This window comes from Streptomyces pinistramenti, assembly GCF_020564935.1.
GTDB lineage: Bacteria > Actinomycetota > Actinomycetes > Streptomycetales > Streptomycetaceae > Streptomyces > Streptomyces pinistramenti.
In genome coordinates this window covers 1-26,293 of record NZ_JAJCXB010000077.1, presented here as the reverse complement: position 1 = coordinate 26,293, position 26,293 = coordinate 1, and the positions used below count along the sequence as shown (strand labels likewise).

28 protein-coding genes and 1 tRNA gene are annotated in these 26,293 nt (G+C 70.3%); 18 read left to right on the top strand and 11 right to left on the bottom strand.

Going from position 1 to position 26,293, the window contains the following annotated elements:
* Window positions 1-53: 53 nt before the first annotated feature.
* On the bottom strand, window positions 54-530 hold the full coding sequence (locus LIU39_RS31760) for an SsgA family sporulation/cell division regulator (RefSeq protein WP_227050404.1): 477 nt from the start codon (window positions 528-530) through the stop codon (window positions 54-56).
* Window positions 531-768: 238 nt separating this feature from the next.
* On the opposite strand from LIU39_RS31760, the gene LIU39_RS31755 reads away from it, so the two are divergent.
* Both LIU39_RS31755 and LIU39_RS31750 read left to right on the top strand, forming a co-directional pair.
* A complete protein-coding gene (locus LIU39_RS31755) occupies window positions 769-2,310 on the top strand; it encodes an RDD family protein (protein WP_227050403.1) in 1,542 nt (513 codons plus the stop codon).
* An 84-nt stretch (window positions 2,311-2,394) separates the two neighbouring features.
* Window positions 2,395-3,084: an RDD family protein gene (locus tag LIU39_RS31750; protein WP_227050402.1), complete on the top strand. Its 690-nt coding sequence runs from the start codon at window positions 2,395-2,397 to the stop codon at window positions 3,082-3,084.
* A 6-nt stretch (window positions 3,085-3,090) separates the two neighbouring features.
* Here the strand turns inward: LIU39_RS31750 and LIU39_RS31745 are convergent, their stop codons facing one another.
* Complete coding sequence (locus LIU39_RS31745) at window positions 3,091-3,408, bottom strand: hypothetical protein (RefSeq protein WP_227050401.1); 318 nt, start codon at window positions 3,406-3,408, stop codon at window positions 3,091-3,093.
* A 378-nt stretch (window positions 3,409-3,786) separates the two neighbouring features.
* Here LIU39_RS31745 and LIU39_RS31740 point away from each other — a divergent pair, with 378 nt between their 5' ends.
* Entirely contained in the window at window positions 3,787-6,219 is a 2,433-nt protein-coding gene (locus tag LIU39_RS31740; protein WP_264483474.1) for an immune inhibitor A domain-containing protein, read from the top strand.
* A 114-nt stretch (window positions 6,220-6,333) separates the two neighbouring features.
* Window positions 6,334-6,654: a hypothetical protein gene (locus LIU39_RS31735; protein WP_372464123.1), complete on the top strand. Its 321-nt coding sequence runs from the start codon at window positions 6,334-6,336 to the stop codon at window positions 6,652-6,654.
* Between the two features lie 28 nt (window positions 6,655-6,682).
* On the opposite strand, the gene LIU39_RS31730 is transcribed toward LIU39_RS31735, so the two are convergent.
* Window positions 6,683-7,279: an isochorismatase family protein gene (locus LIU39_RS31730; protein ID WP_227050399.1), complete on the bottom strand. Its 597-nt coding sequence runs from the start codon at window positions 7,277-7,279 to the stop codon at window positions 6,683-6,685.
* Window positions 7,280-7,437: 158 nt separating this feature from the next.
* On the bottom strand, window positions 7,438-8,766 hold the full coding sequence (locus LIU39_RS31725) for a nicotinate phosphoribosyltransferase (protein WP_227050398.1): 1,329 nt from the start codon (window positions 8,764-8,766) through the stop codon (window positions 7,438-7,440).
* A 142-nt stretch (window positions 8,767-8,908) separates the two neighbouring features.
* On the opposite strand from LIU39_RS31725, the gene clpS reads away from it, so the two are divergent.
* The 7 genes from clpS (at window position 8,909) to LIU39_RS31690 (ending at window position 13,806) form a co-directional block, all read left to right on the top strand.
* The gene (gene clpS / locus LIU39_RS31720; protein ID WP_372464122.1) at window positions 8,909-9,259 is read left to right on the top strand and encodes an ATP-dependent Clp protease adapter ClpS; all 351 of its coding nucleotides are present in this window, start codon (window positions 8,909-8,911) and stop codon (window positions 9,257-9,259) included.
* Complete coding sequence (locus LIU39_RS31715; RefSeq protein WP_227050397.1) at window positions 9,259-9,855, top strand: DUF2017 domain-containing protein; 597 nt, start codon at window positions 9,259-9,261, stop codon at window positions 9,853-9,855. The genes clpS and LIU39_RS31715 overlap by 1 nt, the downstream gene beginning before the upstream one ends.
* Before the next feature lie 311 nt (window positions 9,856-10,166).
* The gene (locus LIU39_RS31710) at window positions 10,167-11,639 is read left to right on the top strand and encodes an amino acid permease (protein WP_227050396.1); all 1,473 of its coding nucleotides are present in this window, start codon (window positions 10,167-10,169) and stop codon (window positions 11,637-11,639) included.
* Window positions 11,640-11,754: 115 nt separating this feature from the next.
* Complete coding sequence (locus LIU39_RS31705; protein WP_227050395.1) at window positions 11,755-12,180, top strand: M67 family metallopeptidase; 426 nt, start codon at window positions 11,755-11,757, stop codon at window positions 12,178-12,180.
* A gap of 134 nt (window positions 12,181-12,314) precedes the next feature.
* Entirely contained in the window at window positions 12,315-12,488 is a 174-nt protein-coding gene (locus LIU39_RS31700; protein ID WP_227050394.1) for a putative leader peptide, read from the top strand.
* An 87-nt stretch (window positions 12,489-12,575) separates the two neighbouring features.
* A complete protein-coding gene (locus LIU39_RS31695) occupies window positions 12,576-12,854 on the top strand; it encodes a MoaD/ThiS family protein (protein WP_227050393.1) in 279 nt (92 codons plus the stop codon).
* A gap of 1 nt (window position 12,855) precedes the next feature.
* Window positions 12,856-13,806, top strand: a complete 951-nt coding sequence (locus LIU39_RS31690) for a PLP-dependent cysteine synthase family protein (RefSeq protein WP_227050392.1) — start codon at window positions 12,856-12,858, stop codon at window positions 13,804-13,806.
* A 40-nt stretch (window positions 13,807-13,846) separates the two neighbouring features.
* Here LIU39_RS31690 and LIU39_RS31685 read toward each other — a convergent pair whose 3' ends face one another.
* The gene (locus LIU39_RS31685; RefSeq protein ID WP_227050391.1) at window positions 13,847-14,401 is read right to left on the bottom strand and encodes a type II toxin-antitoxin system PemK/MazF family toxin; all 555 of its coding nucleotides are present in this window, start codon (window positions 14,399-14,401) and stop codon (window positions 13,847-13,849) included.
* A 293-nt stretch (window positions 14,402-14,694) separates the two neighbouring features.
* Between LIU39_RS31685 and LIU39_RS31680 the strand changes: the two genes are divergently transcribed.
* Window positions 14,695-15,447: an MBL fold metallo-hydrolase gene (locus LIU39_RS31680; protein WP_227050390.1), complete on the top strand. Its 753-nt coding sequence runs from the start codon at window positions 14,695-14,697 to the stop codon at window positions 15,445-15,447.
* Window positions 15,448-15,524: 77 nt separating this feature from the next.
* Here LIU39_RS31680 and LIU39_RS31675 read toward each other — a convergent pair whose 3' ends face one another.
* Window positions 15,525-16,778 (bottom strand): PTS transporter subunit EIIC, encoded by a 1,254-nt coding sequence (locus tag LIU39_RS31675; RefSeq protein ID WP_227050389.1) that lies wholly within the window; start codon window positions 16,776-16,778, stop codon window positions 15,525-15,527.
* Window positions 16,779-17,073: 295 nt separating this feature from the next.
* Entirely contained in the window at window positions 17,074-18,384 is a 1,311-nt protein-coding gene (locus tag LIU39_RS31670) for a PTS transporter subunit EIIC (RefSeq protein WP_227050388.1), read from the bottom strand.
* 218 nt (window positions 18,385-18,602) lie between these two features.
* Between LIU39_RS31670 and LIU39_RS31665 the strand changes: the two genes are divergently transcribed.
* The 4 genes from LIU39_RS31665 (at window position 18,603) to rdgB (ending at window position 20,873) form a co-directional block, all read left to right on the top strand.
* Window positions 18,603-18,842 carry a PTS sugar transporter subunit IIB gene (locus tag LIU39_RS31665; protein WP_308409440.1) on the top strand — a complete coding sequence of 80 codons (240 nt, stop codon included), beginning with the start codon at window positions 18,603-18,605 and terminating at the stop codon, window positions 18,840-18,842.
* 92 nt (window positions 18,843-18,934) lie between these two features.
* Window positions 18,935-19,666 (top strand): ribonuclease PH, encoded by a 732-nt coding sequence (rph, locus tag LIU39_RS31660; protein WP_227050386.1) that lies wholly within the window; start codon window positions 18,935-18,937, stop codon window positions 19,664-19,666.
* A gap of 166 nt (window positions 19,667-19,832) precedes the next feature.
* Complete coding sequence (locus tag LIU39_RS31655) at window positions 19,833-20,228, top strand: hypothetical protein (RefSeq protein WP_227050385.1); 396 nt, start codon at window positions 19,833-19,835, stop codon at window positions 20,226-20,228.
* 9 nt (window positions 20,229-20,237) lie between these two features.
* The gene (rdgB, locus tag LIU39_RS31650; RefSeq protein WP_227050384.1) at window positions 20,238-20,873 is read left to right on the top strand and encodes an RdgB/HAM1 family non-canonical purine NTP pyrophosphatase; all 636 of its coding nucleotides are present in this window, start codon (window positions 20,238-20,240) and stop codon (window positions 20,871-20,873) included.
* 75 nt (window positions 20,874-20,948) lie between these two features.
* Here rdgB and LIU39_RS31645 read toward each other — a convergent pair.
* The 4 genes from LIU39_RS31645 to LIU39_RS31630 form a co-directional block, all read right to left on the bottom strand.
* Window positions 20,949-21,035, bottom strand: a tRNA-Leu gene (locus LIU39_RS31645).
* A gap of 9 nt (window positions 21,036-21,044) precedes the next feature.
* Window positions 21,045-21,740: an HNH endonuclease signature motif containing protein gene (locus tag LIU39_RS31640; protein WP_227050383.1), complete on the bottom strand. Its 696-nt coding sequence runs from the start codon at window positions 21,738-21,740 to the stop codon at window positions 21,045-21,047.
* Complete coding sequence (locus LIU39_RS31635) at window positions 21,737-22,399, bottom strand: HNH endonuclease signature motif containing protein (protein WP_227050382.1); 663 nt, start codon at window positions 22,397-22,399, stop codon at window positions 21,737-21,739. Before LIU39_RS31635 ends, LIU39_RS31640 begins: the two co-directional genes overlap by 4 nt.
* 164 nt (window positions 22,400-22,563) lie before the next feature.
* A complete protein-coding gene (locus LIU39_RS31630) occupies window positions 22,564-24,102 on the bottom strand; it encodes an MFS transporter (protein ID WP_227050381.1) in 1,539 nt (512 codons plus the stop codon).
* 414 nt (window positions 24,103-24,516) lie between these two features.
* Here LIU39_RS31630 and LIU39_RS31625 point away from each other — a divergent pair, with 414 nt between their 5' ends.
* Together LIU39_RS31625 and LIU39_RS35100 are read left to right on the top strand one after the other, a co-directional pair.
* The gene (locus LIU39_RS31625; RefSeq protein WP_227050380.1) at window positions 24,517-25,023 is read left to right on the top strand and encodes a hypothetical protein; all 507 of its coding nucleotides are present in this window, start codon (window positions 24,517-24,519) and stop codon (window positions 25,021-25,023) included.
* Window positions 25,023-26,293: sensor histidine kinase (locus LIU39_RS35100; RefSeq protein ID WP_264483472.1), on the top strand; the 1,271-nt coding region annotated here is incomplete at its 3' end. The genes LIU39_RS31625 and LIU39_RS35100, both read left to right, overlap by 1 nt.

The following is a 26,293-nucleotide window of genomic DNA, read 5'->3' as shown; positions in this document are numbered from 1 at the left end:
CTGCCGCACCCTCCCCGGTCCGCGCCGGTGCCCGACGGGGCGTGCACCACGCGCTACGCCCCGGGCTCCGGGGACTCGTCCGACGACCAGGGGTCGGCCGGCCACGGGTCGTCCCGGGTCGCCAGGGCCAGCAGCTCGCTCAGCCCTTTGTCGATGCCCAGGTGCTCCTGCTCGGATCCCGGCGGCACCACCCGCAGGGTGCGCTCCAGCCAGGCCGACACCGCGGCCGCCGGCGCCTCCAGCAGCGCGTCGCCGTCCGGTGAGGACAGCGCCATGCAGACCAGGCTGCGCCCGTCCATCTTGGTCGGCCACACCCGCACGTCCCCGTGACCGCACGGCCGGAACACACCCTCGACGAGCAGTTCGCGGGCGAACGTCCAGTTGACGGGGGCGTCCGAACCGATGTGGAAGGTGACGTGGACGGCGTACGGGTCGTCGGTCCTGTAGGTCAGCCTGGCCGGCACCGGAACGCTCCGTTCCGCTGACACGACCAGGCCCAGTTCCAGCTCTCGTTCCACCACGGTGTGCATGGGGTCCACCTCTCTCCGTTCGTTGCGCGGGCCCCGGCAGAATCCGCCCGCGCACAGAGAGAGGCCGCGGGCGCCGGTTCATTACACGACTTCGTACAACTTTTTCGCGGTTCTCTTCCAGGTGGTCGTGGGCCCGAGCGCCGCCGTGATGACCGGGGGTCTGATAGATGTGGACGCTGCGTTGCGGCAGACTGCATCCCACATCCACCAGGACGAATACAGATACGGGACTTCGGACATGAGCGCCCCTACCTCAGGATCCGCCGGCAGCCCCACGCCAGGCTTCTACCCGGACCCGTCCATCCCCGGCTACATCCGGTACTGGAACGGTGCCGCATGGGTGCCGGGCACCAGCAGGCCGGCGCCCGCCGACGGGGAGGCGATGCCCGCGCCGCCCCCCGGTGCCGCGCCCGCCCTGGTGCCGCCCGCCGCCTCCGTCGAGGAAACCGGGCCGGTCTTCTTCGACGAGGAGGAGGCCGCGGCGGGACAGTACGTGCCGCCCGCCCGCCAGGCAGACGACGCAGGCGCCCCCGCCGCCTGGGACGACCCCGCCAGGCTGCACGGCTCAGGGCCCGAGCCCGCCTCCGCCTGGCAGGCCGACGCCTCCCGGCAGGGCGGCTTCGGCAGCGAGGCCGCGGCCCGCGTCTCCTGGGGATCGCCGGACCAGCCGGGCACGCCGCAGGGCGGGGGCGCCTGGGGCGGTCTGCCGCCGCAGCGCGACCAGCGGTCCGGGGGAGCGGAGCCCGGCGCGGGCGAGCCGCCCGCCGCCCCCGCCCCGCGGCAGCCCGAAGAACCGAAGGAACCGGACACCCCGCGTCCGGACGGCACGGTCACCATCCGCGCCGTCCAGCCGCCCACCCGTGACCAGGGCACGACGGCGATCCGCGCGATCCGCCCGGACGGCGGCGGCGCCCCCAAGGGCAACGAGACCATGGCCATCCGGCTGCCCCGCGACCAGGCACCGTCAGGCCCGCCCGGCACGGCGGGGCCGGTCGCCCCGCAGCCGCTGCCGTTGGGGGGCGCCCAGCAGCAGCCGCCGCAGGCACCCCGGACACCCCAGGCGCCCCCGGCGTCGCACCCGGGCGCCGTACCGGGCCAGGGTCGGCCGCCGCAGGCCGGGCCCGGGGCCGGGGCCGGGCCGCAGGGTCCGGTCGCGCCCGCTCCGTCGCCCGGATTCCCGGGACAGGGCGGTCCCCCGAGCGCGCCGCCGGCGTCAGGCCCCGGCGCCGACGAGGGCGTCATCCCCTGGAAGCCGCCGACCGCCGACATCTTCTTCGCCGCGGCGCAGGCCGCCCAGGGCCACCCCGCCGCGCTGGGCCGCAGGCTCGGTGCCCGGCTGATCGACCTGGCCGTGCTGCTGCTCGTCACCGCCGCGGCCGCGCTGCCGCTGTGGGGCTCGGCCGTGGACCACATCGACGGCAAGATCGAGGCGGCCAAGCAGTCCGGCCGGCAGGTGACGGTCTATCTGCTCGACGGCACGACGTTCCCGGTCTTCGCCGTGGCGCTGGGTGTCCTGCTGATCGGCGGCGGCCTGATCGAGGTGCTGCCGACCCTCAAGTGGGGCCGCACCCTCGGCAAGAAGCTGTGCGGGGTGCGGGTGCTGGACATCGAGAGCCATGACACCCCGCCGGTCGCGGCTGCGGTCAAGCGCTGGCTGGTGTACGGCGTGCTGGGCGTCCTGGTGGTGGGTGTGGCCAACGCCGCCTGGTGCCTGTTCGACCGCCCGTGGCGGCAGTGTTGGCACGACAAGGTGGCGCGCACGTTCGTGGCCGCCGACTGATCCTGCGGGGCGGGCACGCGTCCCGGATACCCCGAACGGCCTTCGCCGGATGCGGCGGGCCGTCGCAGAGGGTCGACTCGGGCCATGAGCAGCGAGACGCCCCGGCCCGGATCCGGTGAACCACCGGAGGACGATCCGTTCCTGAAGAAGCCGCAGGAGCCGCCGGCGGGCGGCGCCGACGGCTCCCCGCACGGCGGCGGCACCCCGCCTTCTGGCGGCCCGCCCCCGGGAGGCACCCCGCCCTTCGGCCAGGACCCCCACGGCGGCCGGTATGCCGGCAATCCCTACGGCGGCGAGTACGGCGCCGCCGATCCGCTCGCGGGGATGCCGCCGCTGGCCGGGCGCGGCAGGCGGCTGCTGGCGCGCATCATCGACGCCCTCATCATCGGCGTGCCCATGACGCTGATCATGAACGCGATCGTCGGCTGGGTGGACTACACGAGCACCAGCAACGCCGAGACCAGCAAGCAGGCGACGGTTTCGGGCGTGACGATGCTGGTGTACCTCGTCTACGAGGGCCTGATGCTGACCCGCCGGGGGCAGACGCTCGGCAAGATGGCGATGAAGATCCGGGTGGCGATGCTGTCGAACGGCTCGGTGCCGACCCAGCAGGCGGGCTGGCTGCGGGCGGCGGTCTACACGCTGCCGGAGATCGTGCCGTGCTGCGGATTCATCTTCTGGCTGGTCAACGTCCTGTGGTGCACCTGGGACAAGCCGTACCAGCAGTGTCTGCACGACAAGGCGGCCAAGACGGTGGTGGTGTCGGCGGCCTGACGGCTGTTATCGGGAGGGGCGGCCGGCTTCGGCGCGGGTGGCGGCGGCCGGAGGGGAGACGCGGGGGCGCGGCAGGCGGGCGGGCGCGGTCCCGGGCTCCCGGGGCGCGGCCGCTTCGGCGCGGGCGGCACGGCGGCGTACCACGCGCGCGAGACACGGCAGCGGCACCGTCATCGCGACCAGGAGGCCGAGTCCGAGCCCGGCGACGGCGATGACCACGACGCCGGTCCCGGACTCCGTCTGCGACAGCAGCAGCATCGCGAGGGTGGAGAGGAAGACGGTGGCCGAACCGTAGGCGAGCTGTGCGGCGGTCGGACGAGGCATGGCGGGATCCGTCCTCGGAGCGTCGGCTGGGTGTCGGTCGACAAGGGTGTGCCGCCAATCGACTCTACGGTCCTTACTTCCCGTCAGGAACCTCTGGTAAGCGTGACCTCACCCACCGCCCCGGTGCACGGGGGGCGCACGGATTCATCGCTGGGGTGAACGGGCGTTCGTGGTAAGGGCGTTGAAGGTGGGGAAGGTGGGGGCGGGAGCCCGGTGTGGCCGACGGTGGCCGTACGGGAGGCGCCGCGGGCCGCGCGGGAGGCGTTCCCCGGCCGCACCCTGGGGCCGCGTCCGGTATCCGTGCCTCGCCGACCGAGCAACGTACGTCGATGACGTGAGCAAGTCAAGATCTGTTTTTTCCTCCGCCCTTCCGGTCAAATGCCTCGAACAGTGACCGTTCAAAGGGGAGGACAGCACCAAGTGAGATATCGGAGAAGGGTGTTCAGACCGGCCGCCCTGGCCACGGCAGTCGCCGCGATCGGGGCGGCCGCTTTGTCGTCGGGGGCGGTGGCCGCGGCCGACTCCGGCCCGCGGCCCGTCGTGCAGCGCCAGGATCCCGCTCCCGAGCGGACCGCGGACCACGACCTGAAGGGCCCGTTCAGCGACCGGCAGGCCGCGCAGCGCAAGGAAGCGCTCCAGCAGGTCATATCCGGCGACGCCAAGGCGACGCGGCGGGGCGGCTCGCAGGTCGTGAAGCTGGGCAGGAGCAAGTACGTCGAGCTGGCCCGGGAGAAGACCGACAAGATCTTCACGATCCTGGTGGACTTCGGCGACAAGGTCGACGACACCACCATGTACGACCCGGACGGCGACGGGCCGAAGCCGCCGGTGAAGAAGTACGGCGGCGAACCGGGCCCCGCGCACAACGAGATCGCCGAGCCGGACCGCAAGGACAACAACAGCACCGCCTGGCAGAAGGACTTCAACCAGCAGCACTTCCAGGACCTGTACTTCTCGCACGACAAGAAGAAGCAGTCGCTGGCGAAGTACTACGAGAAGCAGTCGTCGGGCCGCTACTCCGTGGACGGCGAGGTCTCCGACTGGGTCAGGGTCGACTGGAACGAGGCGCGGTACGGCTCGAATTACTGCGGTGACACCAACTGCCCCAGCGCCTGGGACCTGATCCGCGACGGCGTCAACCAGTGGGCGAAGGACCAGAAGGCGGCCGGCCGCACCGACGCGCAGATCAAGGCCGACCTCGCCGCGTACGACCAGTGGGACCGCTACGACCACGACGGCGACGGCAACTTCAACGAGCCCGACGGCTACATCGACCACTTCCAGATCGTGCACGCGGGCGAGGACGAGTCCGCGGGCGGCGGAGTCCAGGGGACCAACGCCCTCTGGGCGCACCGCTGGTACGCGTACGGCACCGACGCGGGCAAGACCGGACCGGAAGGGAACCGCGCCGGCGGCACCCAGATCGGCGGCACCGGCATCTGGGTCGGCGACTACACCATGCAGCCGGAGAACGGCGGCCTGGGCGTCTTCGCCCACGAGTACGGGCACGACCTGGGGCTGCCGGACGAGTACGACACCACCGGTACCGGTGAATCGTCCGTGGACTTCTGGTCGTTGATGTCGGCGGGGTCCTGGCTGGGCACCGGCAGGAATGCCATCGGCGACCTGCCGGGCGACATGAGCGCCTGGGACAAGCTCCAGCTGGGCTGGCTCACTTACGGCAAGGCGAAGGCCGCGACGAGGTCCACCCACAAGCTCGGCGTCGCGGAGTACCACACCAAGGACGACCAGGCGCTGGTCGTCGACCTGCCCGCCAAGTCGGTGAAGACCGACATCGTCACACCGGCCGAGGGCACCCACCAGTGGTGGAGCGGCATGGGCGACAACCTCAAGAACACCCTCTCCCGCCCGGTGGACCTCACCGGCGTCTCCAAGGCGTCCCTGACCCTCAAGGGCTGGTGGGACATCGAGGAGAACTACGACTTCCTGTACGCCGAGGTCTCCACCGACGGGGGCGCCGACTGGACGCCGGTCGACGGCACCGCGAACGGCAAGGCCATCCCGCGCGACGGCGGCGGCAAGCCGGGTCTGACCGGCACCGCCGCCGCCTACCAGGACCTGGTCTTCCCGCTGGACGCGTACGCGGGCAAGAAGATCGACCTGCGCTTCCGCTACCAGACGGACGGCGGGCTGGCCCAGAAGGGCTTCGCCGCCGACGCGATCGGCGTGGTCGCCGACGGCAAGCCGCTCTTCACCGACGGCGCCGAGGACGGCGACAACGGCTGGAGCGCCAAGGGCTTCTCGCGGATCGGCGCGTCCTTCACCAAGGACTACCCGCAGTACTACCTCGCGGAGAACCGCCAGTACGTCTCGTACGACAGGACCCTGAAGACCGGCCCGTACAACTTCGGCTGGACCACCGCACGGCCGGGCTGGGTCGAGCACTTCCCGTTCCAGAACGGGGTGCTGGTGTGGCTGTGGGACACCTCGCAGTCGGACAACAACGTCGGCATGCACCCGGGCCGTGGCCAGATCCTGCCGGTCGACGCGCACCCCAAGGCCGAGAAGTGGGCCGACGGCAAGCTGATGCGCAACCGCTTCCAGACCTACGACGCGACGTTCACCCGGCACCGTACGGATGCCCTGCGGCTGCACAAGGACGGCAAGCAGGTGCGGATCACGTCGAAGAAGGGCGTAGCGGTCTTCGATGACCACAACGGCGTCTACTACGACAAGGCGAACCCGACCGGTGGCGTCCTCGTTCCTGACACCCACACCCGGATCGCGATCACCAAGGAGGCCAGGGGCGGCTCCACGGTGACCCTCCAGGTCGGACGCGCGCCGAAGTAAGCAATAAAGCCGCAGGTCAGAGCATGATCGGCCGTTGCCTCTAGCGGGCAGCGGCCGATCGCGTTTAGATGCGTCCTACAGTTCCTTGTTGACGCAGAGTCTCACGGGGGAGATATGTCCATGACCGGTGGCGGCTACATCAGACTTCCCGGCGGAAGCGTGGTGGTTGCCCTCGCCCTGCCCAGACCGGGCTGCGGAGGCTGCCGCGTCCGCGTACTCGTCCATGCCGCGAACCGGCAGCGCGCCCTGACCAGACTGCGCAATCACGGCCTGCGGTCCGTCTACCTGCGCGGCAACATGCAGCCGCCGACACCGGACGAGGTGACCGCCGTCCTGCACCATCCGGACGGCCTCGTGTGGCGCCAGGCCCCGGACGACGACACGGAGTCCTGGCACCCGATACGGGCGCTGCTGCGGCCCGCGAACGCCGCCTGAGAAGCGGCCGACGGGCCCCGGCGGCCGGTCAGCCGGCCGCGACCACCGGCTTGCCGGACAGCTCGGCGCCCGCCTCCCGCAGCTCGGCCAGCGTCCGCTCGGTGGTGTGCGGGGCGACCCCCGCCGTCAGGTCGAGCAGCACATGGGTGCGCAGCCCGGCCCGCAGGGCGTCCAGCGCGGTGGCCCGGATGCAGTGGTCGGTGGCGATGCCGACCACGTCGACCTCGGTGACCCGGTGGGCGCGCAGCCAGTCGGCGAGCGAGGTGCCGTTCTCGTCCGTGCCCTCGAAACCGCTGTACGCGGCCTCGTACGCGCCCTTGTCGAAGACCGCGTCGATGGCGCCGGAGGCAACGGCAGGCGCGAAGTTCGCGTGGAAGCCGCTGCCCTCGGTGCCGGCCACGCAGTGCACCGGCCAGGAGTGCTCGTAATCCGGCTGGTCGGAGAAGTGGTCGCCCGGATCGATGTGGTGGTCACGGGTGGCCACCACATGGCGGTAGCCGCTGCCCGCGGCCCGGCCCACCAAGTCGGTGATGGCCGCGGCGACATCCGCGCCGCCCGCCACCGCGAGGCTGCCGCCCTCGCAGAAGTCGTTCTGTACGTCGACGACGAGCAGTGCCCGGTGCATGGTGCGTGCCTTCCGGAAGGGGTCGGGGAGCCCGCGGCGATGGGGCCCTCCGGTGGTGTGACCGAGGGTAGTCACTGTCCGGCCCGAGCGGGAGTGGCCGGAAGGGTCCGTCCGCCGGGGTCGCCGGGCGGGGCGTGCGCCCGCGCCCGGCGGGAGCGTCAGACGTATTCGGTCGGGATGACGGCCTCGCCGCGGGAGAGCTGGGTCGCCGACAGCGGCAGCCCGGCGCGGGCGGCGATGTGCCGGTCCCGTACCGCGTCAAGCGGCTCGCGCGCCACGACCTCGCCCGCGGTCACCAGCGGCACCAGCAGCTGCCGGTCGGCCAGCGCTTCGGGCACCTCGCCTGCCCCCACCACCTCGGCCTCGGCCACGCCGTCCTCGTCCAGCCGGCGCGCGGCCCACTTGCGGCCGCCGACCGAGGACTTGGCGCCCATCGACTTCTTCGCCACCGCCTTCAGCGGGGCACCCGGGGCATTGCTGTCCGCGCGCGCCACCAGCTTGTAGACCATCGAACAGGTCGGGTGGCCGCTGCCGGTCACCAGCTGGGTACCGACGCCGTACGCGTCCACCGGCGCCGCGGCGAGCGAGGCGATGGCGTACTCGTCCAGATCGCTGGTCACCACGATCTTGGTGTCCTTGGCGCCCAGTTCGTCGAGCTGCTGGCGGACCCGGTGGGCGATCAGCAGCAGGTCACCGGAGTCGATGCGGACCGCGCCGAGTCCCGGTCCCGCGACCTCCACGGCGGTGCGGACCGCCTCGGCCACGTCGAAGGTGTCCACCAGCAGCGTCGTCCCGCTGCCAAGGGTGTCGACCTGCGCGGTGAAGGCGTCCCGCTCGGTGTCGTGGAGCAGGGTGAAGGCGTGCGCGCTGGTGCCGACGGTAGGGATGTTGTAGCGGAAGCCGGCCGCCAGGTCGGACGTGGTGTGGAAGCCGCCGACGTACGCGGAGCGGGCCGCGGCCACCGCCGCCAGCTCGTGGGTGCGGCGGGCGCCCATCTCCATCAGCGGGCGGTTTCCGGCCGCGACCGACATCCGGGACGCGGCGGCGGCCACCGCGGAGTCGTGGTTGAGGATGGAGAGGATCACCGTCTCCAGCAGGACCGCCTCGGCGAAGGTGCCCTCGACCCGCATGATCGGGGAGCCGGGGAAGTAGACCTCGCCCTCCGGATAGCCCCAGATGTCGCCGCGGAAGCGGTAGCCGGCCAGCCATTCCAGCGTCGGCTCGTCCAGGATGCCGCGCTCGCGCAGGAAGCCGAGGATGGTCTCGTCGAAGCGGAAGTTCTCCACCGCGTCCAGCACCCGTCCGGTGCCGGCCACCACGCCGTAGCGGCGGCCCTCGGGCAGTCTCCGGGTGAAGACCTCGAAGACCGAGCGCCGGTCCGCGTTCCCCGACCGCAAGGCGGCCTGCAGCATGGTGAGTTCGTACTGGTCGGTGAAGAGCGCAGTCGACGGCACGGCCACCGGCAGCCCCAGGTCTGCTGTGTTCATGGAGGAGATGCTACCCCCATTACTCGTCACTCTGACGATTTCGGGTTCGGGCAGCCGGGGAGGGCCCACGGGCGGCCGCGCGGGGGTGCGCGCCCATAGGGCGTTTGTGCGCCGCCCGCCCCCGGGTGGCAGCATGGGGCACGTGAGCGCCCATCCGTCACCCACGATCACTCTCCGGCCGCACCACTGCACCCTCAGCGTCCCGGTGGAGATCGAACGTCCCGAGTCGAGCGAGGCACCCTACGAGGTGCCGGAACCCGACGTCCCGTGGGTCACGATCGTCCACAACGACCCCGTCAACCTCATGAGCTACGTCTCCTACGTGTTCCAGTCCTACTTCGGCTACAGCAAGGACAAGGCCCACCAGCTCATGCTCGACGTCCATCACAAGGGCCGCGCGATCGTCTCCAGCGGCAGCCGCGAGGAAATGGAGCGCGACGTGCAGGCCATGCACGGCTACGGCCTGTGGGCGACCCTTCAGCAGGACCGCTGATGGCCGGCCACTTCGAGCCCCAGCCCGGCGGCGGCGCCGCCGTCACCCTCGACGAGGTCGAGATCTCCATCCTGCGCAGCCTCGCCGTGCAGCTGCTGGAACTCGTCGGCCCGGGGGACGAGCCCGGTGCGGGCGAGAGCGACGACCTGCTCGCCTCGATCTTCAACGACGGCCCCAGCGAGCCGCCCGCCGACCCCGTCCTCGCCCGCCTCTTCCCGGACGCGTACGGCGGCCCCGACGTCGTACCGGACGACGACGTACGCGCCGCATCCGGCGAATTCCGCCGCTACACCGAGAACGATCTGCGCGCCCGCAAGCGCGGCGACGCCCTGGTGCTGATCCGCTCGCTGGACGCCCTGTCCGCCGACCCGGAGACGGGCGCCGTGCTGCGCCTTGCGCCCGACGAGTGCCGGCAGTGGCTCGGCGCACTCAACGATCTCCGGCTGGCCATCGGCACCCGCCTCGACGTCACGGACGAGGAGGACGGCGGGCAGCTGCTGCGGCTGCCCGACACCGACCCGCGCAAGCCCATGGTGCTGGCCTACCTCTGGCTCGGCGGGCTCCAGGAAACACTCGTCGAATCGCTGATGGCCTGAAACCTGGTTACCATTCCGGGGACATTCGCTCAGCGGATGCTCAAATCCGGATAACGATCCCATCACCGCACGCGTGCGCCTTGCCGAGTCTTTAGGGCTTTGTCCTGATTTTCGTGCGGCCCCGCCCCGGGACATCCCTGGTCGGCTTACAAGGCGCCGTGATAGATGTTCACGACCTGCCGTGAGTGACGCCACCCCTGTCGCTGCGGGAGCGCTGAGCCGGCCGACCGTCGGCGTGCAGGAACTCCATCCGGGGGGATCGGAACCCGATCCGGACAGACCGGGTCGGTATGGAGAAAGGCGCACCACTCATGACCTCTGTGCAGGTCGACAAGCAGCACGACGGCAATGAGGCCGCTGGGAAAGGCTCGGAAGAGGGCTACCAGCGGGGTCTGGGTAATCGCCAGATCCAGATGATCGCCATTGGTGGCGCCATCGGTACCGGCCTGTTCCTGGGGGCGGGCAAGGCGATATCCAAGGCGGGGCCCAGCATCATCCTGGCCTACGCGATCGTCGGTCTCGTCATCTTCTTCATCATGCGGGCACTGGGCGAACTGCTCATGTACCGGCCCGTATCCGGCTCCTTCTCGGAGTACGGACGCGAATTCCTCGGCCCCTTCATAGGCTTCGTGACCGGCTGGACATACTGGCTGTTCTGGGTGGTCACCGGCATCACCGAGGTGACAGCGGCCGCCACGTATATCCAGTACTGGAACCATGACATCCCACAATGGGTGTCATCATTGATCTTTACCGTTGCACTCTTCGGCATCAACCTGATCTCCGTGAAGATCTTCGGAGAGCTGGAATTCTGGTTCTCGATGGTCAAGGTCACCGCGATCGTCGGAATGATCCTGATCGGCCTCGGCGTCATCATCCTCGGTTTCTCCAACGCCGGTGACACCGCTTCCTTCTCCCTTCTCTGGTCCGACGGCGGCTTCTTCCCCAAGGGCATCGGCGGCACGCTGATGACCCTGCAGATCGTGATGTTCGCGTTCCTCGCCGTCGAACTCGTCGGCGTCACCGCGGGCGAGGCCAAGGACCCGAAGAAGGTCCTGCCCAAGGCGATCAACACCGTGCCGTGGCGGATCGGCCTGTTCTACATCGGCGCACTCATCATCATTCTGTCCGTGGTCAGCTGGACGGCCTTCGCGCCGAACGTCAGCCCCTTCGTCGAGGCGTTCCGGCACATCGGTCTGCCGGCCGGCGCCGGCATCGTCAACTTCGTCGTGCTGACCGCCGCGCTGTCCTCCGCCAACTCCGGTATGTACTCCACCGGCCGGATGCTGCGGGACCTCGCACTCAACGGCCAGGGCCCGAAGCTCTTCACGCACCTCAGCAAGAACGGCCTGCCCACCTGGGGCACCGGTGTCTCCGTCGCGATGATGCTGGTCGGCGTCTGGATCAACTACCAGTGGCCCGGCGACGCGTTCAACTACGTGGTCTCCTTCGCCACCATCTCCGGTATGTGGGCCTGGATCGTCATCCTGCTCTCGCAGCTGCGCTACCGCGCCAAGGCCAACCGCGGCGAGCTGCCGCAGTCCGAGTTCAAGGCGCCCGGCGCCCCGTACACCTCGCTCTTCGCGCTCGCCTTCATCGCCATGGTGATCGTGATGATGGGTGTGGACCCGGACGCCCGGATCTCGCTGTACGCGGCTCCGGTGTGGGCCGTCATCCTGACGGTCGGCTACCTCTCCATCAAGCGCAAGGCGACGGCGGCCGGGCCGAAGGCCGCCGCCGTGGCCGGGGCGGGCGAGGCCGCCGACGGGGACGCGAAGGACTGACCCCGTAACCGTCCAGCATGCGGGCCCGTACGTACCACTCTCCGGTACGTACGGGCCCGTTGGCCGTCCGCACCCTTTCCCCGGCCGCCTTGCCGACCCCTCTTATCCTTGCCGCATGCTGACCCTTACCAAGGCCCTTCACGACCAGATCGTGGCGCACTCCCGCCAGGACCACCCCGACGAGGCGTGCGGCGTCGTCGCGGGACCGGCCGGCAGCGGCCGCCCCGAGCGCTTCATCCCGATGCTGAACGCCGCCCGCTCACCCACGTTCTACGAGTTCGACTCGTCGGACCTGCTCAAGCTCTACCGCGAGATGGACGACAGGGACGAGGAGCCGGTGATCGTCTACCACTCGCACACCGCCACCGAGGCGTACCCGTCGCGCACCGACATCTCGTACGCGAACGAGCCGGGCGCGCACTACGTCCTGGTCTCCACCGCGGACGCCGACGATGCAGGCCCCTTCCAGTTCCGCTCGTTCCGCATCGTGGACGGCGTGGTCACCGAGGAACCGGTCGAGATCGTGGAGTCTTACGCCTGACCTGGGGCTTCCTCGGCCGGTGTGGGTACGGGCCGAGGTGGCGGCCCGTACCGCGTCCCACCTGGCGTACACCCACCGTCCGCATCATGGGACGAGGTTCCAATACCCGGACCGGGAATCGCTACGATGACCACATGGTTGACCACGACGTGCGCGAGAAGAGGAGGGCCATGCACCAGCAGGCTCCGCTCGCCACGCGTCGCTCCGCCTCCGCCCTGCTGGGCGCGTTCGGCTGCGGAGCCGCCCGGCTGCACATCGACCTGTGCCGCCTGACCAGCGCCATCTGTACGCGCCGCGCCGCCGCCTGACCCGCAGCTCCGCGCCCCCGCACCGCCGCAGGCCGTGCACCCGGGACGTACGCCACCCCGCCACCGCACTCCGACAGGAGCACTCTCATGGCCATCGAGGTCCGAATCCCGACCATCCTGCGTACCTACACCGACGGCGCGAAGGCCGTCGAAGGCAGCGGAGAGACCCTCGCCGACCTCTTCACCGACCTGGAGAGCCGGCACATCGGCATCCGTGAGCGCCTTGTCGACGGCGGGCAGCTGCGCCGTTTCGTGAACGTCTACCTCAACGACGAGGACGTGCGCTTCCTGGAAGGCATCTCCACCAAGCTCACCGACGGCGACCACGTGACCATCCTCCCGGCCGTGGCCGGCGGCGCTGTCTGACATGCGCTACGACTCCCCGCTGGCGGCGGTCGGGAACACCCCTCTCGTCCGCCTCCCGCGCCTCTCGCCCTCCGACGACGTCCGCATCTGGGCGAAGCTGGAGGACCGCAACCCCACGGGCTCGGTCAAGGACCGCCCCGCGCTGCACATGATCGAGCAGGCGGAGAAGGACGGCCGGCTCACCCCCGGCTGCACGATCCTGGAGCCGACCAGCGGCAACACCGGCATCTCGCTCGCCATGGCGGCCAAGCTCAAGGGCTACCGGATCGTCTGCGTGATGCCGGAGAACACCTCGTCCGAGCGGCGCGAACTGCTCGCGATGTGGGGCGCCGAGATCATCTCCTCGCCCGCGGCCGGCGGCTCCAACACCGCCGTACGGGTCGCCAAGGAGCTGGCCGCCGAACACCCCGACTGGGTGATGCTCTACCAGTACGGCAACCCCGACAACGCCGGTGCGCACTACGCCACCACCGGCCCCGAAATCTTCGCCGACCTGCCGTCCGTCACGCACTTCGTGGCCGGCCTCGGCACCACAGGCACGCTGATGGGCGTCGGCCGCTACCTGCGCGAGCAGGTCCCCGGCATCCAGATCGTCGCCGCCGAACCGCGCTACGACGACGTCGTCTACGGGCTGCGCAACCTCGACGAGGGCTTCATCCCGGAGCTGTACGACGAGTCCGTGCTCACCACCCGCTTCTCCGTCGGCTCCGAGGACGCGGTATCCCGCACCCGTGAACTCCTCGCCGAGGACGGCATCTTCGCCGGAATCTCCACCGGCGCCGCCCTGCACGCGGCCATCGGCGTCGGCAGGAAGGCCCTGCGCGCCGGGCAGAGCGCCGACATCGTCTTCGTCGTCGCCGACGGCGGCTGGAAGTACCTCTCCACCGGCGTCTACACCGCCGAGTCGACCGAGGCGGCCATCGCCACCCTGCACGGCCAGCTCTGGGCCTGAACCCGGCACCGCCGCACGGCCTGCGGGCGGGCCCTGACCTTCACGGGCCCGCCCGCCGCCGTCGCTGTCCGCCCAGATGCCGCACCCGATCCCAGAGCAGCGGGTCGGCGACACCCGCACGGCGCCGGAAGGCGTCCGCCGTCACCTCCCGCAACTCGTCCGTCTCCAGATAGCTCGGGCGGCCCTGCGTGTCCCCGACGGTCCCCGGGGGCAGCGGAATCACCCCGGGCCGCTCGTCGTGGTGCCGACTGGTGATCTTGATGACGAGCGCCGTGCCGCCGCGTACCGACAGCACCAGACATGGCCGGTCCTTCGCGCCCGCACCGGCCGGAGCGTCCTCGTACGGAACCCGCGCCCACCAGATCTCGCCGGGCGCAGGACGGGCTGCCGTCCCGGGCCGGGCCGCGCCGCCGCTGCCCCGCTCGCCGGTGGTCCGCCGCCCGCGCCGCGGCGGCCGCTGCGCCGGACGGGCCCGGCCCGGTCCGCGGCGCCCGCGGCGGGCCGGCCGCCTGCTCCGCCCGCGTCCGTCGACCACCGCGGCGACCAGCGCCAAAGCGATCACGGCCAGCACACCCGGCCACCACGAGGTGTCCACACCCGCTCCCTCCACGCCGCCGGTCCCTGCGACCGTACCGGCAGCCGCCCCACGCGGCACAGGGGAACGCCCGGCCGCACCCGCCCACCCGGACTGGTGATTCCGCCCACAGCTCGCCCCGCTTGAGGCGCCACACAACCCTTTGCGCCTTACGCTCGTGGGCACTGCACCGAGAGCCTGTGTCCCCCCGAGTCCCGCCGGATTTCCGCAGGAAACCCGCGTGGACCGCCGGACCACACCACACGGCACAGGTCTGCCGCTCCGCCGCCCCCGCACAGGAGGTTCACGACCGCATGAAGCTCACTGTCGTCGGATGCTCGGGGTCGTTCCCTTCCACGGAATCGGCCTGTTCGAGCTACCTCCTGGAGGCCGACGGCTTCAGGCTGCTCCTCGACATGGGCAACGGCGCCCTGGGCGAGCTGCAGCGCCACAGCGGTCTCTACGACCTGGACGCCGTACTCCTGTCCCACCTGCACGCCGATCACTGCATCGACCTCTGCGGCTACTTCGTCGTCCGCTACTACCGGCCGGACGGCGGCCGCTGCGCGCCGATGCCGGTCTACGGACCGGCCGGCACCGAACGCCGGCTGACCGCCGCACACGCCGACCTGCCCCACGAAGGCGCGATGAGCGAGGTCTTCGACTTCCGCACCCTGACCCCGGGTTCGCTCACCATCGGCCCCTTCACCCTCCGCACGGAACGGGTCAGCCACCCCGTGGAGGCGTTCGGCTTCCGGATCGAGCACGACGGCCGCTCGCTGACGTACTCCGGTGACACCGGTACCTGCGCGGCGCTGGACGACCTCGCCGACGGCACCGACCTCTTCCTGTGCGAGGCGTCCTTCACGCACGGCAAGGAGGACATCCCGGATCTGCACCTCAACGGCCGTGAGGCCGGGGAGCACGCGCAGCGGGCCGGCGCGGGACGGCTGGTGCTGACCCACATCCCGCCGTGGACCGACCCGGACATCAACCTCCGCGATGCGCAGAAGGTCTACGACGGGCCCGTCGAGGTCGCCAGGGCCGGGGCGGTCTACGAGATCTGAGTCCCGCGGCGGGCCAGGACGCACCAGGGCCCCGGAACCGATCGGTTCCGGGGCCCTTTCCCGTGTGCGGGGAACTCCTACGCCTTCGTCAGGTCCTCGATCTCTTCCTCGGGTTCACGGCCCGGGGTGGTGAGGTTGAACCTCTTGATGGCGAACCGGAACAGGACGTAGTAGATGGCGCTGAAGACCAGGCCGATCGGGATGATCAGCCAGGGCTCGGTGGCCAGGTTCCAGTTCAGTACGTAGTCGATGGCACCGGCCGAGAAGGTGAAGCCGTCGTGCACGCCGAGCGCCCAGGTGACGGCCATCGAGATCGCGGTCAGCACCGCGTGGATCCCGTACAGCACCGGGGCGATGAACATGAACGAGAACTCGATCGGCTCGGTGATGCCGCAGACGAAGGAGGTCAGCGCGAGCGAGACCATCATGCCCATCACGGCCTTGCGGCGCTCGGGGCGGGCGGCGTGCGCGATGGCGATGGCGGCGGCCGGCAGGCCGAACATCATGATCGGGAAGAAGCCCGACATGAACTGTCCCGCGGACGGGTCACCGGCGAAGAAGCGGCCGATGTCGCCGTGCGCGACCTTGCCCGCGGCGTCCGTGAAGTCACCGAGCTGGAACCACGAGACGGTGTTGACGAACTGGTGCATGCCGATCGGCAGCAGGGCGCGGTTGATCAGACCGAAGAGGCCGGCGCCGCCCGCGCCGAGGCCCGTCATCCACTCGCCGAAGCTGGAGATGCCGTCGCCGATGGGCTCCCAGACCAGCACGAAGAGCACGCCGACCGCGGTGCCCACGAAGGCCATGATGATCGGGACGAGCCGGCGGCCGTTGAAGAAGCCGAGCCAGTCGACCAGCTTCTTGCGGTGGTAGCGCTGCCACAGGACCGCGGCGAGCAGACCCATGATGATGCCGCCGAGCACGCCGGGGTTGTTGAGGACCGGCTCGACCCACTTGCCCTTCTCGATGTGTCCCTCGGTGACCGGGAACGCCTTGAGGACATTGCTGTAGACCAGGAAGCCGACCAGCGCGGCGAGCGCGGTGGAGCCATCGGCCTTCTTGGCGAAGCCGATGGCCACGCCTATGCAGAACAGCAGGGGCAGGTTGTCGAAGACGGCACCGCCGGCCGCGGCGAAGACCTTGCTGACGTCGATCCAGCCCAGGCCGTCCTTGCCGAAGACGTCGGGCTGCCCCAGCCGGTTGAGGATGCCCGCCGCGGGCAGCACGGCGATCGGCAGCTGGAGGCTGCGGCCGATCTTCTGCAGGCCCTGGAACAGGCCGGAGCCCCGCTTCTTTGCGGGGGCCGCCTTCGCGGCAGTGGCCGAACTCATCGGATTCCTCCTGGTGAGGCGGGCACTCGGGAAGGGGGACGGCCCGCTTGTTGGTCTACACCACTCAGTGGTTTAGACCATTCTTAGCACGTAGCCCCGAGATAAAGGAATCCATTCTTCCAAGTGGTGTGGACCACATGGCGACCGGTCCTCGGGTCAACGGACCCGAGGACCGGAAAAAGCGGGACCGATATCCCGGAAAAGCGCCGTCGCGAACCTCACCAGCCCAGTGTGCACGGCGAGTTGGGGTGCGCAGGCAGAAACGGCCCGATGCTCACGCACCGGTCTTCCGTGACTACTTCACGTTGCCCTTCTCCAATTCCTCCGCCACATCCTCCGGCTCACGCCCCGGAGTCGCCAGATCGAATTTCGTGATCACGAAGCGGAAGAGCGCGTAGTAGACGACGGCGAAGCACAGGCCGACCGGAATGATCAGCCACGGCTTGGTCGCAAGCCCCCAGTTGATGACGTAGTCGATCAGCCCCGCCGAAAAACTGAAACTGTCGTGCACCCCCAGCGCCCAGCTGACCGCCATCGACACCCCCGTCAGTACCGCGTGGATCCCGTACAGCACCGGCGCGATGAACAGGAACGAGTACTCGATCGGCTCGGTCACCCCCGTCACGAACGACGTCAGGCCGACCGACAGCATCATGCCCGCGATCTCCTTGCGGCGGTGCGGCCTGGCGCAGTGCGCGATGGCCAGCGCGGCGGCCGGCAGCGCGAACATCATGATCGGGAAGAAGCCGGTGGTGAACTGCCCAGCCGTCGGGTCGCCCGCCAGGAACCGGTTGATGTCGCCGTGCACCACCGTGCCGTCCGGCTTGGTGAAGTCGCCGAACTGGAACCAGACGAACGTATTCAGGAACTGGTGCAGGCCCACCACCAGCAACGCGCGGTTGGCGACACCGAAGATGCCGGAGCCGACCCAGTCCAGATCCGTCAGCCACTTGCTGAAAGCGGTCAGCGCCTCACCGATCGGCGGCCAGACGAACAGGCACACCACCGCGAACGCCAGGCCGACGAAGGCCATCACGATCGGGACGAGCCGCCGGCCGTTGAAGAACCCCAGCCAGTCCACCAGCTTCACCCGGTGCAGCCGCTGCCAGAACCACGCCGCGGCGAACCCCATCAGAATGCCGCCGAACACCCCCGGATTCTGGAACGTGGCCTGCGCCACCGCCCCCTTCCCGCCCACGCACACCCCGCTCCACAGGCCCGCCTGCGTGTACGCCTGCCCCGCGGGGCAGCCCGCAGGGAACTGGTGCAGCACCGAGTAATAGACGAGGAAGCCGGCCACCGCGGCCAGCGCCGTCGACCCGTCCGCCTTCTTCGCCATCCCGATCGCGACGCCGATGCAGAAGAGCAGCGGCAGCCCGAGCCCCGAGTCCAGCAGCGCGCCGCCCGCACCGGCGAACACCTTCGCGACGTCGTCCCAGCCCAGGCCGTCCTTGCCGAAGACGTCGGGCTGCCCCAGCCGGTTGAGGATGCCCGCCGCGGGCAGCACGGCGATCGGCAGCTGAAGGCTCCGCCCCATCTTCTGCATGCCCTGGAAGGCGCTCGCCCCCCAGCTCCTGCGCCCGGCCGACGCTGCACCGGAACTCATCCGCCACCTCCCGGCAGGCCGCCCGTCCTCATGTGGCCCGGCGCTTGCCGCATACTGGTGGTGTAGACCAGTCGGTGCGATTCCGGGCCCCCGGCGCGCACTCCGGGTGATCGCTATCCTTCGCCAGATAGCGGGCATACGCCCATAAAGCTGGGCTGAACGTGCGTTACGGTTCGTCAACCGCACGGCAGAACCGCCGGCGGCCGAGACAAGCAGGAGTGGACATGGCCAGCAAGGCTGAGAAGATCGTCGCCGGGCTCGGCGGCCTCGACAACATCGAAGAGGTCGAGGGCTGCATCACCCGCCTCCGCACCGAGGTCGTCGACGCCTCCCTCGTCGACGAGGCCGCCCTCAAGGCCGCAGGCGCCCACGGCGTCGTCAAGATGGGCACCGCGATCCAGGTCGTCATCGGCACCGACGCGGACCCCATCGCCGCCGACATCGAAGACATGATGTGAGCTGACCCCCGGATCACCTCCCGCGCCGGCCCCGCCCCCGACCACCACACGTCAGGGACGGGGCCCTCGCCGTTCCCGATAGGCTCTACGCCATGTCTCGCATCGACGGCCGCACCCCCGAACAGCTCCGCCCCGTACACCTCGAACGCGGCTGGAGCAAGCATGCCGAAGGCTCCGTCCTCGTCTCCTTCGGCGACACCAAAGTCTTCTGCACCGCATCCGTCACCGAAGGCGTCCCGCGCTGGCGCAAGGGCAGCGGCGAGGGCTGGGTCACCGCCGAATACTCGATGCTGCCCCGCTCCACCAACACCCGCGGCGACCGCGAAGCCGTACGCGGCAAGATCGGCGGCCGCACCCACGAGATCTCCCGCCTCATCGGCCGCTCCCTCCGCGCCGTCATCGACTTCAAGGCACTCGGCGAGAACACCATCGTCCTCGACTGCGACGTCCTCCAGGCCGACGGCGGCACCCGCACCGCCGCCATCACCGGCGCCTACGTCGCCCTCGCCGACGCCATCACCTGGGCCCAGGGCAAGAAGATCATCAAGCACGGCCGCAAGCCGCTGACCGGCACCGTCTCCGCCGTCAGCGTCGGCATCGTCGACGGCACCCCGCTCCTCGACCTCTGCTACGAGGAAGACGTCCGCGCCGACACCGACATGAACGTCGTCTGCACCGGCGACGGCCGCTTCGTCGAGGTCCAGGGCACCGCCGAAGCCGAGCCCTTCGCCCGCGACGAACTCAACGCACTGCTCGACCTCGCCGTCACCGGCTGCGCCACGCTCGACACCGCCCAGCACGAGGCACTCGCCCGCACCCTCTGACGGGTCCGCCGGGCGCCACCGGGACGGGACGCGGCACAGCGCCCGGCCCCCGTCCCGGGCCCGGCCCCCGCAACCCCGTCCCGGCCCGTCCCGCCCCGGCAACCAAAAACCGGCCCCACGCGTGTCTCCCTTTGCCCGAGCATGACCCAAGGGGAGGAACCGCACCATGGCCCAGCGCCCGCACCGCCGACGACCCGCAGCCACCGCACTCGCCGCGGCGGCGGCCGTCCTCCCCCTGCTCACCGCCTGCGGAGCGGTCGACACCGCCATGGACTGCGCCAAAACCGCCACCGCCGTCGTCAACGGCGTCGACAAGCTCCAGAAGAACGCGGGCAACGCACTCGACGACCCGCAGCACACCCAAAAGGCCCTCGACGGCATCGACAAGGACCTCAAGAACATCGGCGACTCGACCGGCGACCCCGACCTCGCCAAGACCGTCACGAGCCTGCAGCGCGCCGTCGACAACGCACACCGCGCCGTCAAGGACAACAAGGCCCCCGACCTCCAGCCCCTCGCGGACGCGGCCGGTGAACTCACCAAGGTCTGCACCCCGGGATAATCACGTCCCATGCAGCACACAACCGAGCCGCGGCCCGACACCCCCCGCCGCCTGATCCTCGCCACCCGCAACGCCGGCAAGATCACCGAACTCCGCGCCATCCTGGCCGCCGCCGGCCTCGACGTCGAACTCGTCGGCGCCGACGCCTACCCGGAGGTCCCCGACGTCAAGGAAACCGGCGTCACCTTCGCCGAGAACGCCCTGCTGAAGGCACACACCCTGGCCCGCGCCACCGGCCACCCGGCCGTCGCCGACGACTCCGGCCTCTGCGTCGAGGTCCTCGGCGGCGCCCCCGGCATCTTCTCCGCCCGCTGGGCCGGCCGGCACGGCGACGACCGCGCCAACCTCGCCCTGCTCCTCGCCCAGCTCTCCGACATCGACGACAACCACCGCGCCGCCCACTTCGCCTGCGCCGCGGCCCTGGCCCTCCCCGACGGCACCCAGCGCGTCGTCGAGGGCACCCTGCGCGGCACCCTGCGCCACACCCCCGCAGGCACCGGAGGCTTCGGCTACGACCCGATCCTCCAGCCCCTCGGCGAGACCCGCACCTGCGCCGAACTCACCGCCGACGAAAAAAACGCCATCAGCCACCGCGGCCAGGCGTTCCGCGCACTGGCACCGGTGGTGAAGGAACTCCTGGGCTGAGGCGGGCGGCTGCCCGGTCTGGCATGTATGGCAAAGGCCCGGCACGAGTGATCGTGCCGGGCCCTTCGCAGTACCTGGTACGGCCGGAGGGACTCGAACCCTCACGCCTCGAAGGCACTGGTACCTAAAACCAGCCTGTCTAGCCAATTCCAGCACGGCCGCGCGCCAGGGTCACATAGTACTGGGTGCCGATGACGCCCCAGAAGGCTGGCGCCGCCGCCGTCCGCCACGGCACCAAGTGTCCGTGATCGCATGGCAGTTGGGGCACAGGAGGCGTAAATTCTCCGAACGGTCGTCGCGCCAATCGCCATTGATGTGGTCGATTTCGAGCGTCATGGGCCTGCCGTTCCACACGGGGCCCGTACCGCATGCGGAGCACCGTTCGGGCACGCCTGTCTGTAAAAGGGCTCGCCGCAGCATGGCGCTGTGCGTGCGCCGCTTCCGGTGGTGCTTGACGAGTATGTCCTCGGGGCTCCTGGGCGGCGTCCGGCCCGGTTTGCCTCGCATGTGTGCTTGCCCCAGGAAGTGTGTCGTGCTGATGCCTTCGGCGGACACCCAGGAACGGAAGAGGGACCGACTGCGCGCGGTGTCCGCCATGCCCAGGTGGCGCAGGGCAGCCGCGACGGAGACCGAGGCGTCGGCAGCCTGTTGCAGGGACTCCCGGGTGGGGCGGGGGTGTTTGGCGCCCCGTACGACGGGCCGGAAGTGGGACACGTCGATCCCGAAATGGTCGAAGCGCTTGAACAGGTGCCGTCGGACCTGGTGATAGGAGTGGCCGCCGCAGAACACGATGACCTCGTCGATGTCCGTACAGCACCGCGCGGCTTCGGCGAGCAGTTCTCGTGTGTAGCGGACCCGCTCGCTCATCGCCGCCCCGCCGGATGACCGGAGCGTGCGGGTGTGTTGCGCCCCCGGTATGTGTCCGTCGTCGCATGGCAGTTGGGGCACAGCAGGCGAAGGTTCTCTCTCCGGTTATTGCGCCAGTCTCCGTCGATATGGTCCACCTCCAGCGGCAGGAGACAACGCCTCCAGACGGGCCCCGTGCCGCAGAGCGCACAGCGTTCGTCCGCCCCGAGAGCCAGCAGGGCGGCCTTGAGGCGGCTGCTCGGCACCCGGCGGGCGGCAGTGCGGGACTCCACGAGCAGTTCGTCGGGAGTGAGACGCCGGCGCGTGGTGCTCCTGTTCCGGCCCTGCGGTGTGAAATGCGAGGTGTCGATCCCCAGACCGCGGATGCGGCGGCTGATGTGGGAGTGCTGGCCGCCTACGACATCGAGCCCGAGGCGCCGCAGGACCTCGCACATGTTCGCCGAACGGGCCACCGCCTCCTCAAGGACCTCCCTCGTCCACCGCGCCCCCTCCCGCTCGAAATGGGAGGTGTCGATCCCCGACGACCGCATCCGATCGCGCAGATAGCGCCGGGAGCGTCCCTTCGGATCCACCCCCAGCTTGGTCAGCGCCTCCGACAGCGTCCGTGACGTCGTTGCCGCGGCGGCGAGCCGCTCCCTGGTGTACGGACTGACCGGCATGTGCGCCCTCCCCGTTCTCCGCGCGGGCCCTTCCCGCACCCCCTCGAACAGAACAACGATCGAACGCAAAGACGGTTACGTGGGGTGAGGGGAAGAATGCGGAGGGTCCAGGTATGGCGAGAGCCCCGGGGCGGGTGCCCCGGGGCTCTTCGATGTGGCGTCGGTCAGAACTTCGGTTCCGTCGTCTGGGAGGTGATCATTTCGACCGCCTCCTCCTTGGTGGCGACGGAGGGCGGGGAGCCTTCCAGGGGCTGCTGGGCGGTTTCCTTCATGCAGGCGACGGCGATGACACCGACGAGGGCGGCGCCCATCGTGTAGTAGGCCGGGACCATGACGTTGCCGTGGAACGCGCCCATCAGGGCCGTGATGACGAGCGGGGTGGTGCCGCCGAAGATCGAGACCGCGAGGTTGTAGCCGATGGAGAGCGAGCCGTAGCGGACGCTGGTGGGGAAGAGGGCCGGCAGGGCGGCGGACATGGTGCCCAGGAGGCAGACGAGGGAGAGGCCGAGGAGGGCCATGCCGGTGATCACCGTGGCGAAGCTGCCCTGCTTGACCAGGAGGAAGGCCGGGATGGACATGATGAAGAAGCCGAGCATGCCGGTCATCAGCAGCGGCTTCCGGCCGAAGCGGTCGCTGAGCCTGCCGACGCTGCTGACGATCAGCATCAGGACGATCATGGTGCCGACCAGGATCAGCAGCCCGTGCGACTCCTTGTAGTGCAGGGTGTCGGTGAGGTATGTCGGCATGTACGACAGCAGCATGTAGTCGGTGATGTTGTACGCGCCGACGAGGGCGATGCACAGGATCAGCGTCGGCCACTGCTGGGCGAAGATCTCGCCGAGCTTCTTCTTCGGGGCGTTCTCCGACAGGTGCGAGAACTCCGCCTCGGTGTCGGTGGCCGAGCCCGTGACGGCGTGTGTCTGGGACGCCTCCAGCTTCTGGAAGGCGGGGGTCTCGTCGAGCTTCATCCGCAGGTAGAGGCCGACCATGCCGAGCGGGCCCGCGACCAGGAACGGGATGCGCCAGCCCCAGTGCAGCATCGCCTCGTCGGTCAGCGCGGCGTTGAGGATCAGCACGATGCCGGCGGCGCCGGTGTAGCCGATCAGGGTGCCCATCTCCAGGAAGCTGCCGAAGTATCCGCGCCTCTTGTCGGGGGCGTACTCGGCTATGAAGGTGGAGGCGCCGCCGTACTCGCCTCCGGTGGAGAAGCCCTGGACGAGACGGAAGAGGATGAGGAGTACGGGCGACCAGAAGCCGATCGTCGCGTACGACGGGATCAGGCCGATGCAGAGGGTGCCGATCGCCATCATGATCATGGTGAGCGCGAGGACCTTCTTGCGGCCGATGCGGTCGCCGAGCGGCCCGAAGTAGGCGCCACCGATGGGGCGTACGAGGAATGCGACGGCGAACGTGGCGAACGTCGACAGCAGGCCGGCGGTGCTGCTGCCGCCAGGGAAGAAGACCTTGCTGATGGTGACCGCGAGATAGGCGTAGATCCCGAAGTCGAACCACTCCATGGCGTTGCCGAGGGCCGCGGCCTTCACGGCCCGCTTGACCACCTTTTCGTCGGTGACCGTGATATCGGTGCGCCGGAGCTTGGGGTTCCTGCGTCGGGCTATGGCGCGGAAGAGCGCGCGGTGACGCTTCAGTGCTTCCGGGTCCTGTTCGGAAGCGTTCTCAGCTTCGGTGCTGCCGATCGGCACGAGGCGGTCCTCTCGTTCAGTCAGAGCGCGGGGTGCGCGATGGGTGTACGACGAGTGCGCCTGCGCAGTCGAGCGCGGATCAAACCACTCTGGCGCCGGAACGCGACGCACGTCACTCCGGTTGGGCCGTCCGGATGACCCGGTCTGGCCTGCGGATTCGTGGGCCGGAGCGGGGCTTGTGAGCACTTCGGAGCGGGGGGCGTCGTTACAGAACTGGTACACAGCCGCGGGGTCATCGCAGCGTCCGGGCAATCCGTCTGTGTGGCGGAGGAGGGAGGGTGGTGTGCTGTCGTCACCGCACGTCTGCCCGGAGCCGTCGCTTCGTCACGCGTTCGAGGAAAGTGGCGGCGTTCGTGTGTGCCGGGTGGGGTACCCGGGTGGGGTACGGGGCGTGGGCTCCGGGAGGAGAGGGCGATGACCGACCGCGACGGAGCGCGCCGGATGAGGGGGCGGATCGCCCTGGTGGCGTTCGTGGTGGTCACCGCGCTGGCCGCGGGCGGGGTGTGGTTCGGGCAGTCGGGGAGCCGGGCGACGGCGGTCGATGTGGCGCCGAAGACGTCGGCGGTGCAGGACGTGAAGTCGTCGGGGAAGCCGTCGGACGGGCTGCCGGGGGTGCGGGACTGCGGTTCGGGTGAGCCGGAGGTCAAGCCGCGGGTGATCACGTTGACGTGTGCGGATGCGGGCATGGTGGCGGCGGCCATCACCTGGGAGCGGTACGGCGCGAAGTCTGCGGAGGGCAGGGGTGTGGTGCAGGTCGAGAAGACCGCGGCGGGCGGGGGCGCGGATTCGGTGTTTCCCGCGACGTTCCGGCTCTACGGGCCGGAGCCGGTCGAGGGCGGCCGGGCTTTCACGGGGCTTGAGGTGACGTACGACGGCTCGACGCCGCTCGGTGACACGACGGAGATGTACAACCTCGCGTGATGGGCATCCGAGGCCGGATCGCGCTGGCCATTTCGTGCATGACGGCGCTTGCCGTGGTGCTGCTCGGGTTCGCCGTGCATCACATCGCCGACGCCGAGCGGGAGCGCTCGGCGCGTGCGTATCAGGACTACCGGTTGAGTGCGGCGCTCCAGATCTATGAGCGGGACGGCACGCTGGCGATGGGAGCGCAGCTGGACGATGCGACGCTGCCGTCGCCGTTGCGGGCGGCCGTGTTCGCGGGGAGGTCGGGGACGTACGTCAGCGGGGGTGAGGATCCGCGGGTGTGGGCGGCGACGCGGGTCGAGGGGAGCGAGGCGCGGCCGGGGCGTTCGCTGTCGGTGTCGGCGGCGTTCCCGGACGATGATCCGGCGCAGCTGGCGCTGGACCGGGCGCTGTTGATAGCGGGGGTGGGCACGGTCACGGTGATGGCGGTGGTGTCGTGGTTCGTGGCGCAGCGGCTGTCGCGGCGGCTGCGGCTGAGTGCGGCGGCGGCGCGGCGGATAGCCGCCGGTGCGGCACCGGACGCGGACGCGCTGGCGAGCCGGGGCCGGGACGAGGTGGCCGAGCTGGGCCGCAGCGTGCACCACATGGCGATGTCGCTGGCGGCGCAGGCGCAGGCGGAGCGGGAGTTCACCGCGGATGTGGCGCACGAGCTGCGTACTCCGGTGGCGGGGCTGGTGGCGGCGGCCGAGTTGTTGCCGCAGCCGCGTGCGGTGGAGATGGTGCAGGACCGGGCGCAGGCGATGCGGCGGCTGGTGGAGGACCTGCTGGAGGTGTCGCGGCTGGACGCGGGGGTGGAGCGGGCGGATCTGGACGCCTGCGAGCTGCCGTCGCTGGTGCGCGGGATCGTGAAGCGGGCGGCGCGGCAGCGGGGTGTGTCCGAGGTGTCGGTCTCGGTGTCCGTGGAGGGGGAGCCGCGGATCGTGGAGACGGACCGGCGGCGGGTGGAGCGGGTGCTGGTGAATCTGCTGGCGAACGCGGCGAAGCACGGCGAGCCGCCGATCGAGGTGGTGGTGGCGGGCAGCCGGATCGTGGTGCGTGATCACGGCCCCGGCTATCCGGCGGAGCTGTGTGCGGAGGGGCCGCGGCGGTTCCGTACGGCGGCGCCGGAGCGCGGGACGGGGCACGGTCTGGGGCTGACGATCGCGGCGGGCCAGGCGGAGGTGCTGGGGGCGCGGCTGGACTTCGGCACGGCGGCGCAGGGCGGCGCCGAGGCTGTCCTGGAGCTGCCGGACCGGACGGCGGGGGGGCGACTCGGCGGGGGCCGGGT

Excerpts from the sequence above, each read along its gene's own strand:
- LIU39_RS31760 (WP_227050404.1), bottom strand. The coding sequence starts at position 530 with ATGCACACCGTGGTGGAACGAGAGCTGGAACTGGGCCTGGTCGTGTCA.
- LIU39_RS31755 (WP_227050403.1), top strand. The coding sequence starts at position 769 with ATGAGCGCCCCTACCTCAGGATCCGCCGGCAGCCCCACGCCAGGCTTC.
- LIU39_RS31750 (WP_227050402.1), top strand. The coding sequence starts at position 2,395 with ATGAGCAGCGAGACGCCCCGGCCCGGATCCGGTGAACCACCGGAGGAC.
- LIU39_RS31745 (WP_227050401.1), bottom strand. The coding sequence starts at position 3,408 with ATGCCTCGTCCGACCGCCGCACAGCTCGCCTACGGTTCGGCCACCGTC.
- LIU39_RS31740 (WP_264483474.1), top strand. The coding sequence starts at position 3,787 with ATGCCTCGAACAGTGACCGTTCAAAGGGGAGGACAGCACCAAGTGAGA.
- LIU39_RS31735 (WP_372464123.1), top strand. The coding sequence starts at position 6,334 with ATGTCCATGACCGGTGGCGGCTACATCAGACTTCCCGGCGGAAGCGTG.
- LIU39_RS31730 (WP_227050399.1), bottom strand. The coding sequence starts at position 7,279 with ATGCACCGGGCACTGCTCGTCGTCGACGTACAGAACGACTTCTGCGAG.
- LIU39_RS31725 (WP_227050398.1), bottom strand. The coding sequence starts at position 8,766 with ATGAACACAGCAGACCTGGGGCTGCCGGTGGCCGTGCCGTCGACTGCG.
- LIU39_RS31715 (WP_227050397.1), top strand. The coding sequence starts at position 9,259 with ATGGCCGGCCACTTCGAGCCCCAGCCCGGCGGCGGCGCCGCCGTCACC.
- LIU39_RS31710 (WP_227050396.1), top strand. The coding sequence starts at position 10,167 with ATGACCTCTGTGCAGGTCGACAAGCAGCACGACGGCAATGAGGCCGCT.
- LIU39_RS31705 (WP_227050395.1), top strand. The coding sequence starts at position 11,755 with ATGCTGACCCTTACCAAGGCCCTTCACGACCAGATCGTGGCGCACTCC.
- LIU39_RS31700 (WP_227050394.1), top strand. The coding sequence starts at position 12,315 with ATGGTTGACCACGACGTGCGCGAGAAGAGGAGGGCCATGCACCAGCAG.
- LIU39_RS31695 (WP_227050393.1), top strand. The coding sequence starts at position 12,576 with ATGGCCATCGAGGTCCGAATCCCGACCATCCTGCGTACCTACACCGAC.
- LIU39_RS31690 (WP_227050392.1), top strand. The coding sequence starts at position 12,856 with ATGCGCTACGACTCCCCGCTGGCGGCGGTCGGGAACACCCCTCTCGTC.
- LIU39_RS31680 (WP_227050390.1), top strand. The coding sequence starts at position 14,695 with ATGAAGCTCACTGTCGTCGGATGCTCGGGGTCGTTCCCTTCCACGGAA.
- LIU39_RS31675 (WP_227050389.1), bottom strand. The coding sequence starts at position 16,778 with ATGAGTTCGGCCACTGCCGCGAAGGCGGCCCCCGCAAAGAAGCGGGGC.
- LIU39_RS31670 (WP_227050388.1), bottom strand. The coding sequence starts at position 18,384 with ATGAGTTCCGGTGCAGCGTCGGCCGGGCGCAGGAGCTGGGGGGCGAGC.
- rph (WP_227050386.1), top strand. The coding sequence starts at position 18,935 with ATGTCTCGCATCGACGGCCGCACCCCCGAACAGCTCCGCCCCGTACAC.
- LIU39_RS31655 (WP_227050385.1), top strand. The coding sequence starts at position 19,833 with ATGGCCCAGCGCCCGCACCGCCGACGACCCGCAGCCACCGCACTCGCC.
- rdgB (WP_227050384.1), top strand. The coding sequence starts at position 20,238 with ATGCAGCACACAACCGAGCCGCGGCCCGACACCCCCCGCCGCCTGATC.
- LIU39_RS31640 (WP_227050383.1), bottom strand. The coding sequence starts at position 21,740 with ATGAGCGAGCGGGTCCGCTACACACGAGAACTGCTCGCCGAAGCCGCG.
- LIU39_RS31635 (WP_227050382.1), bottom strand. The coding sequence starts at position 22,399 with ATGCCGGTCAGTCCGTACACCAGGGAGCGGCTCGCCGCCGCGGCAACG.
- LIU39_RS31625 (WP_227050380.1), top strand. The coding sequence starts at position 24,517 with ATGACCGACCGCGACGGAGCGCGCCGGATGAGGGGGCGGATCGCCCTG.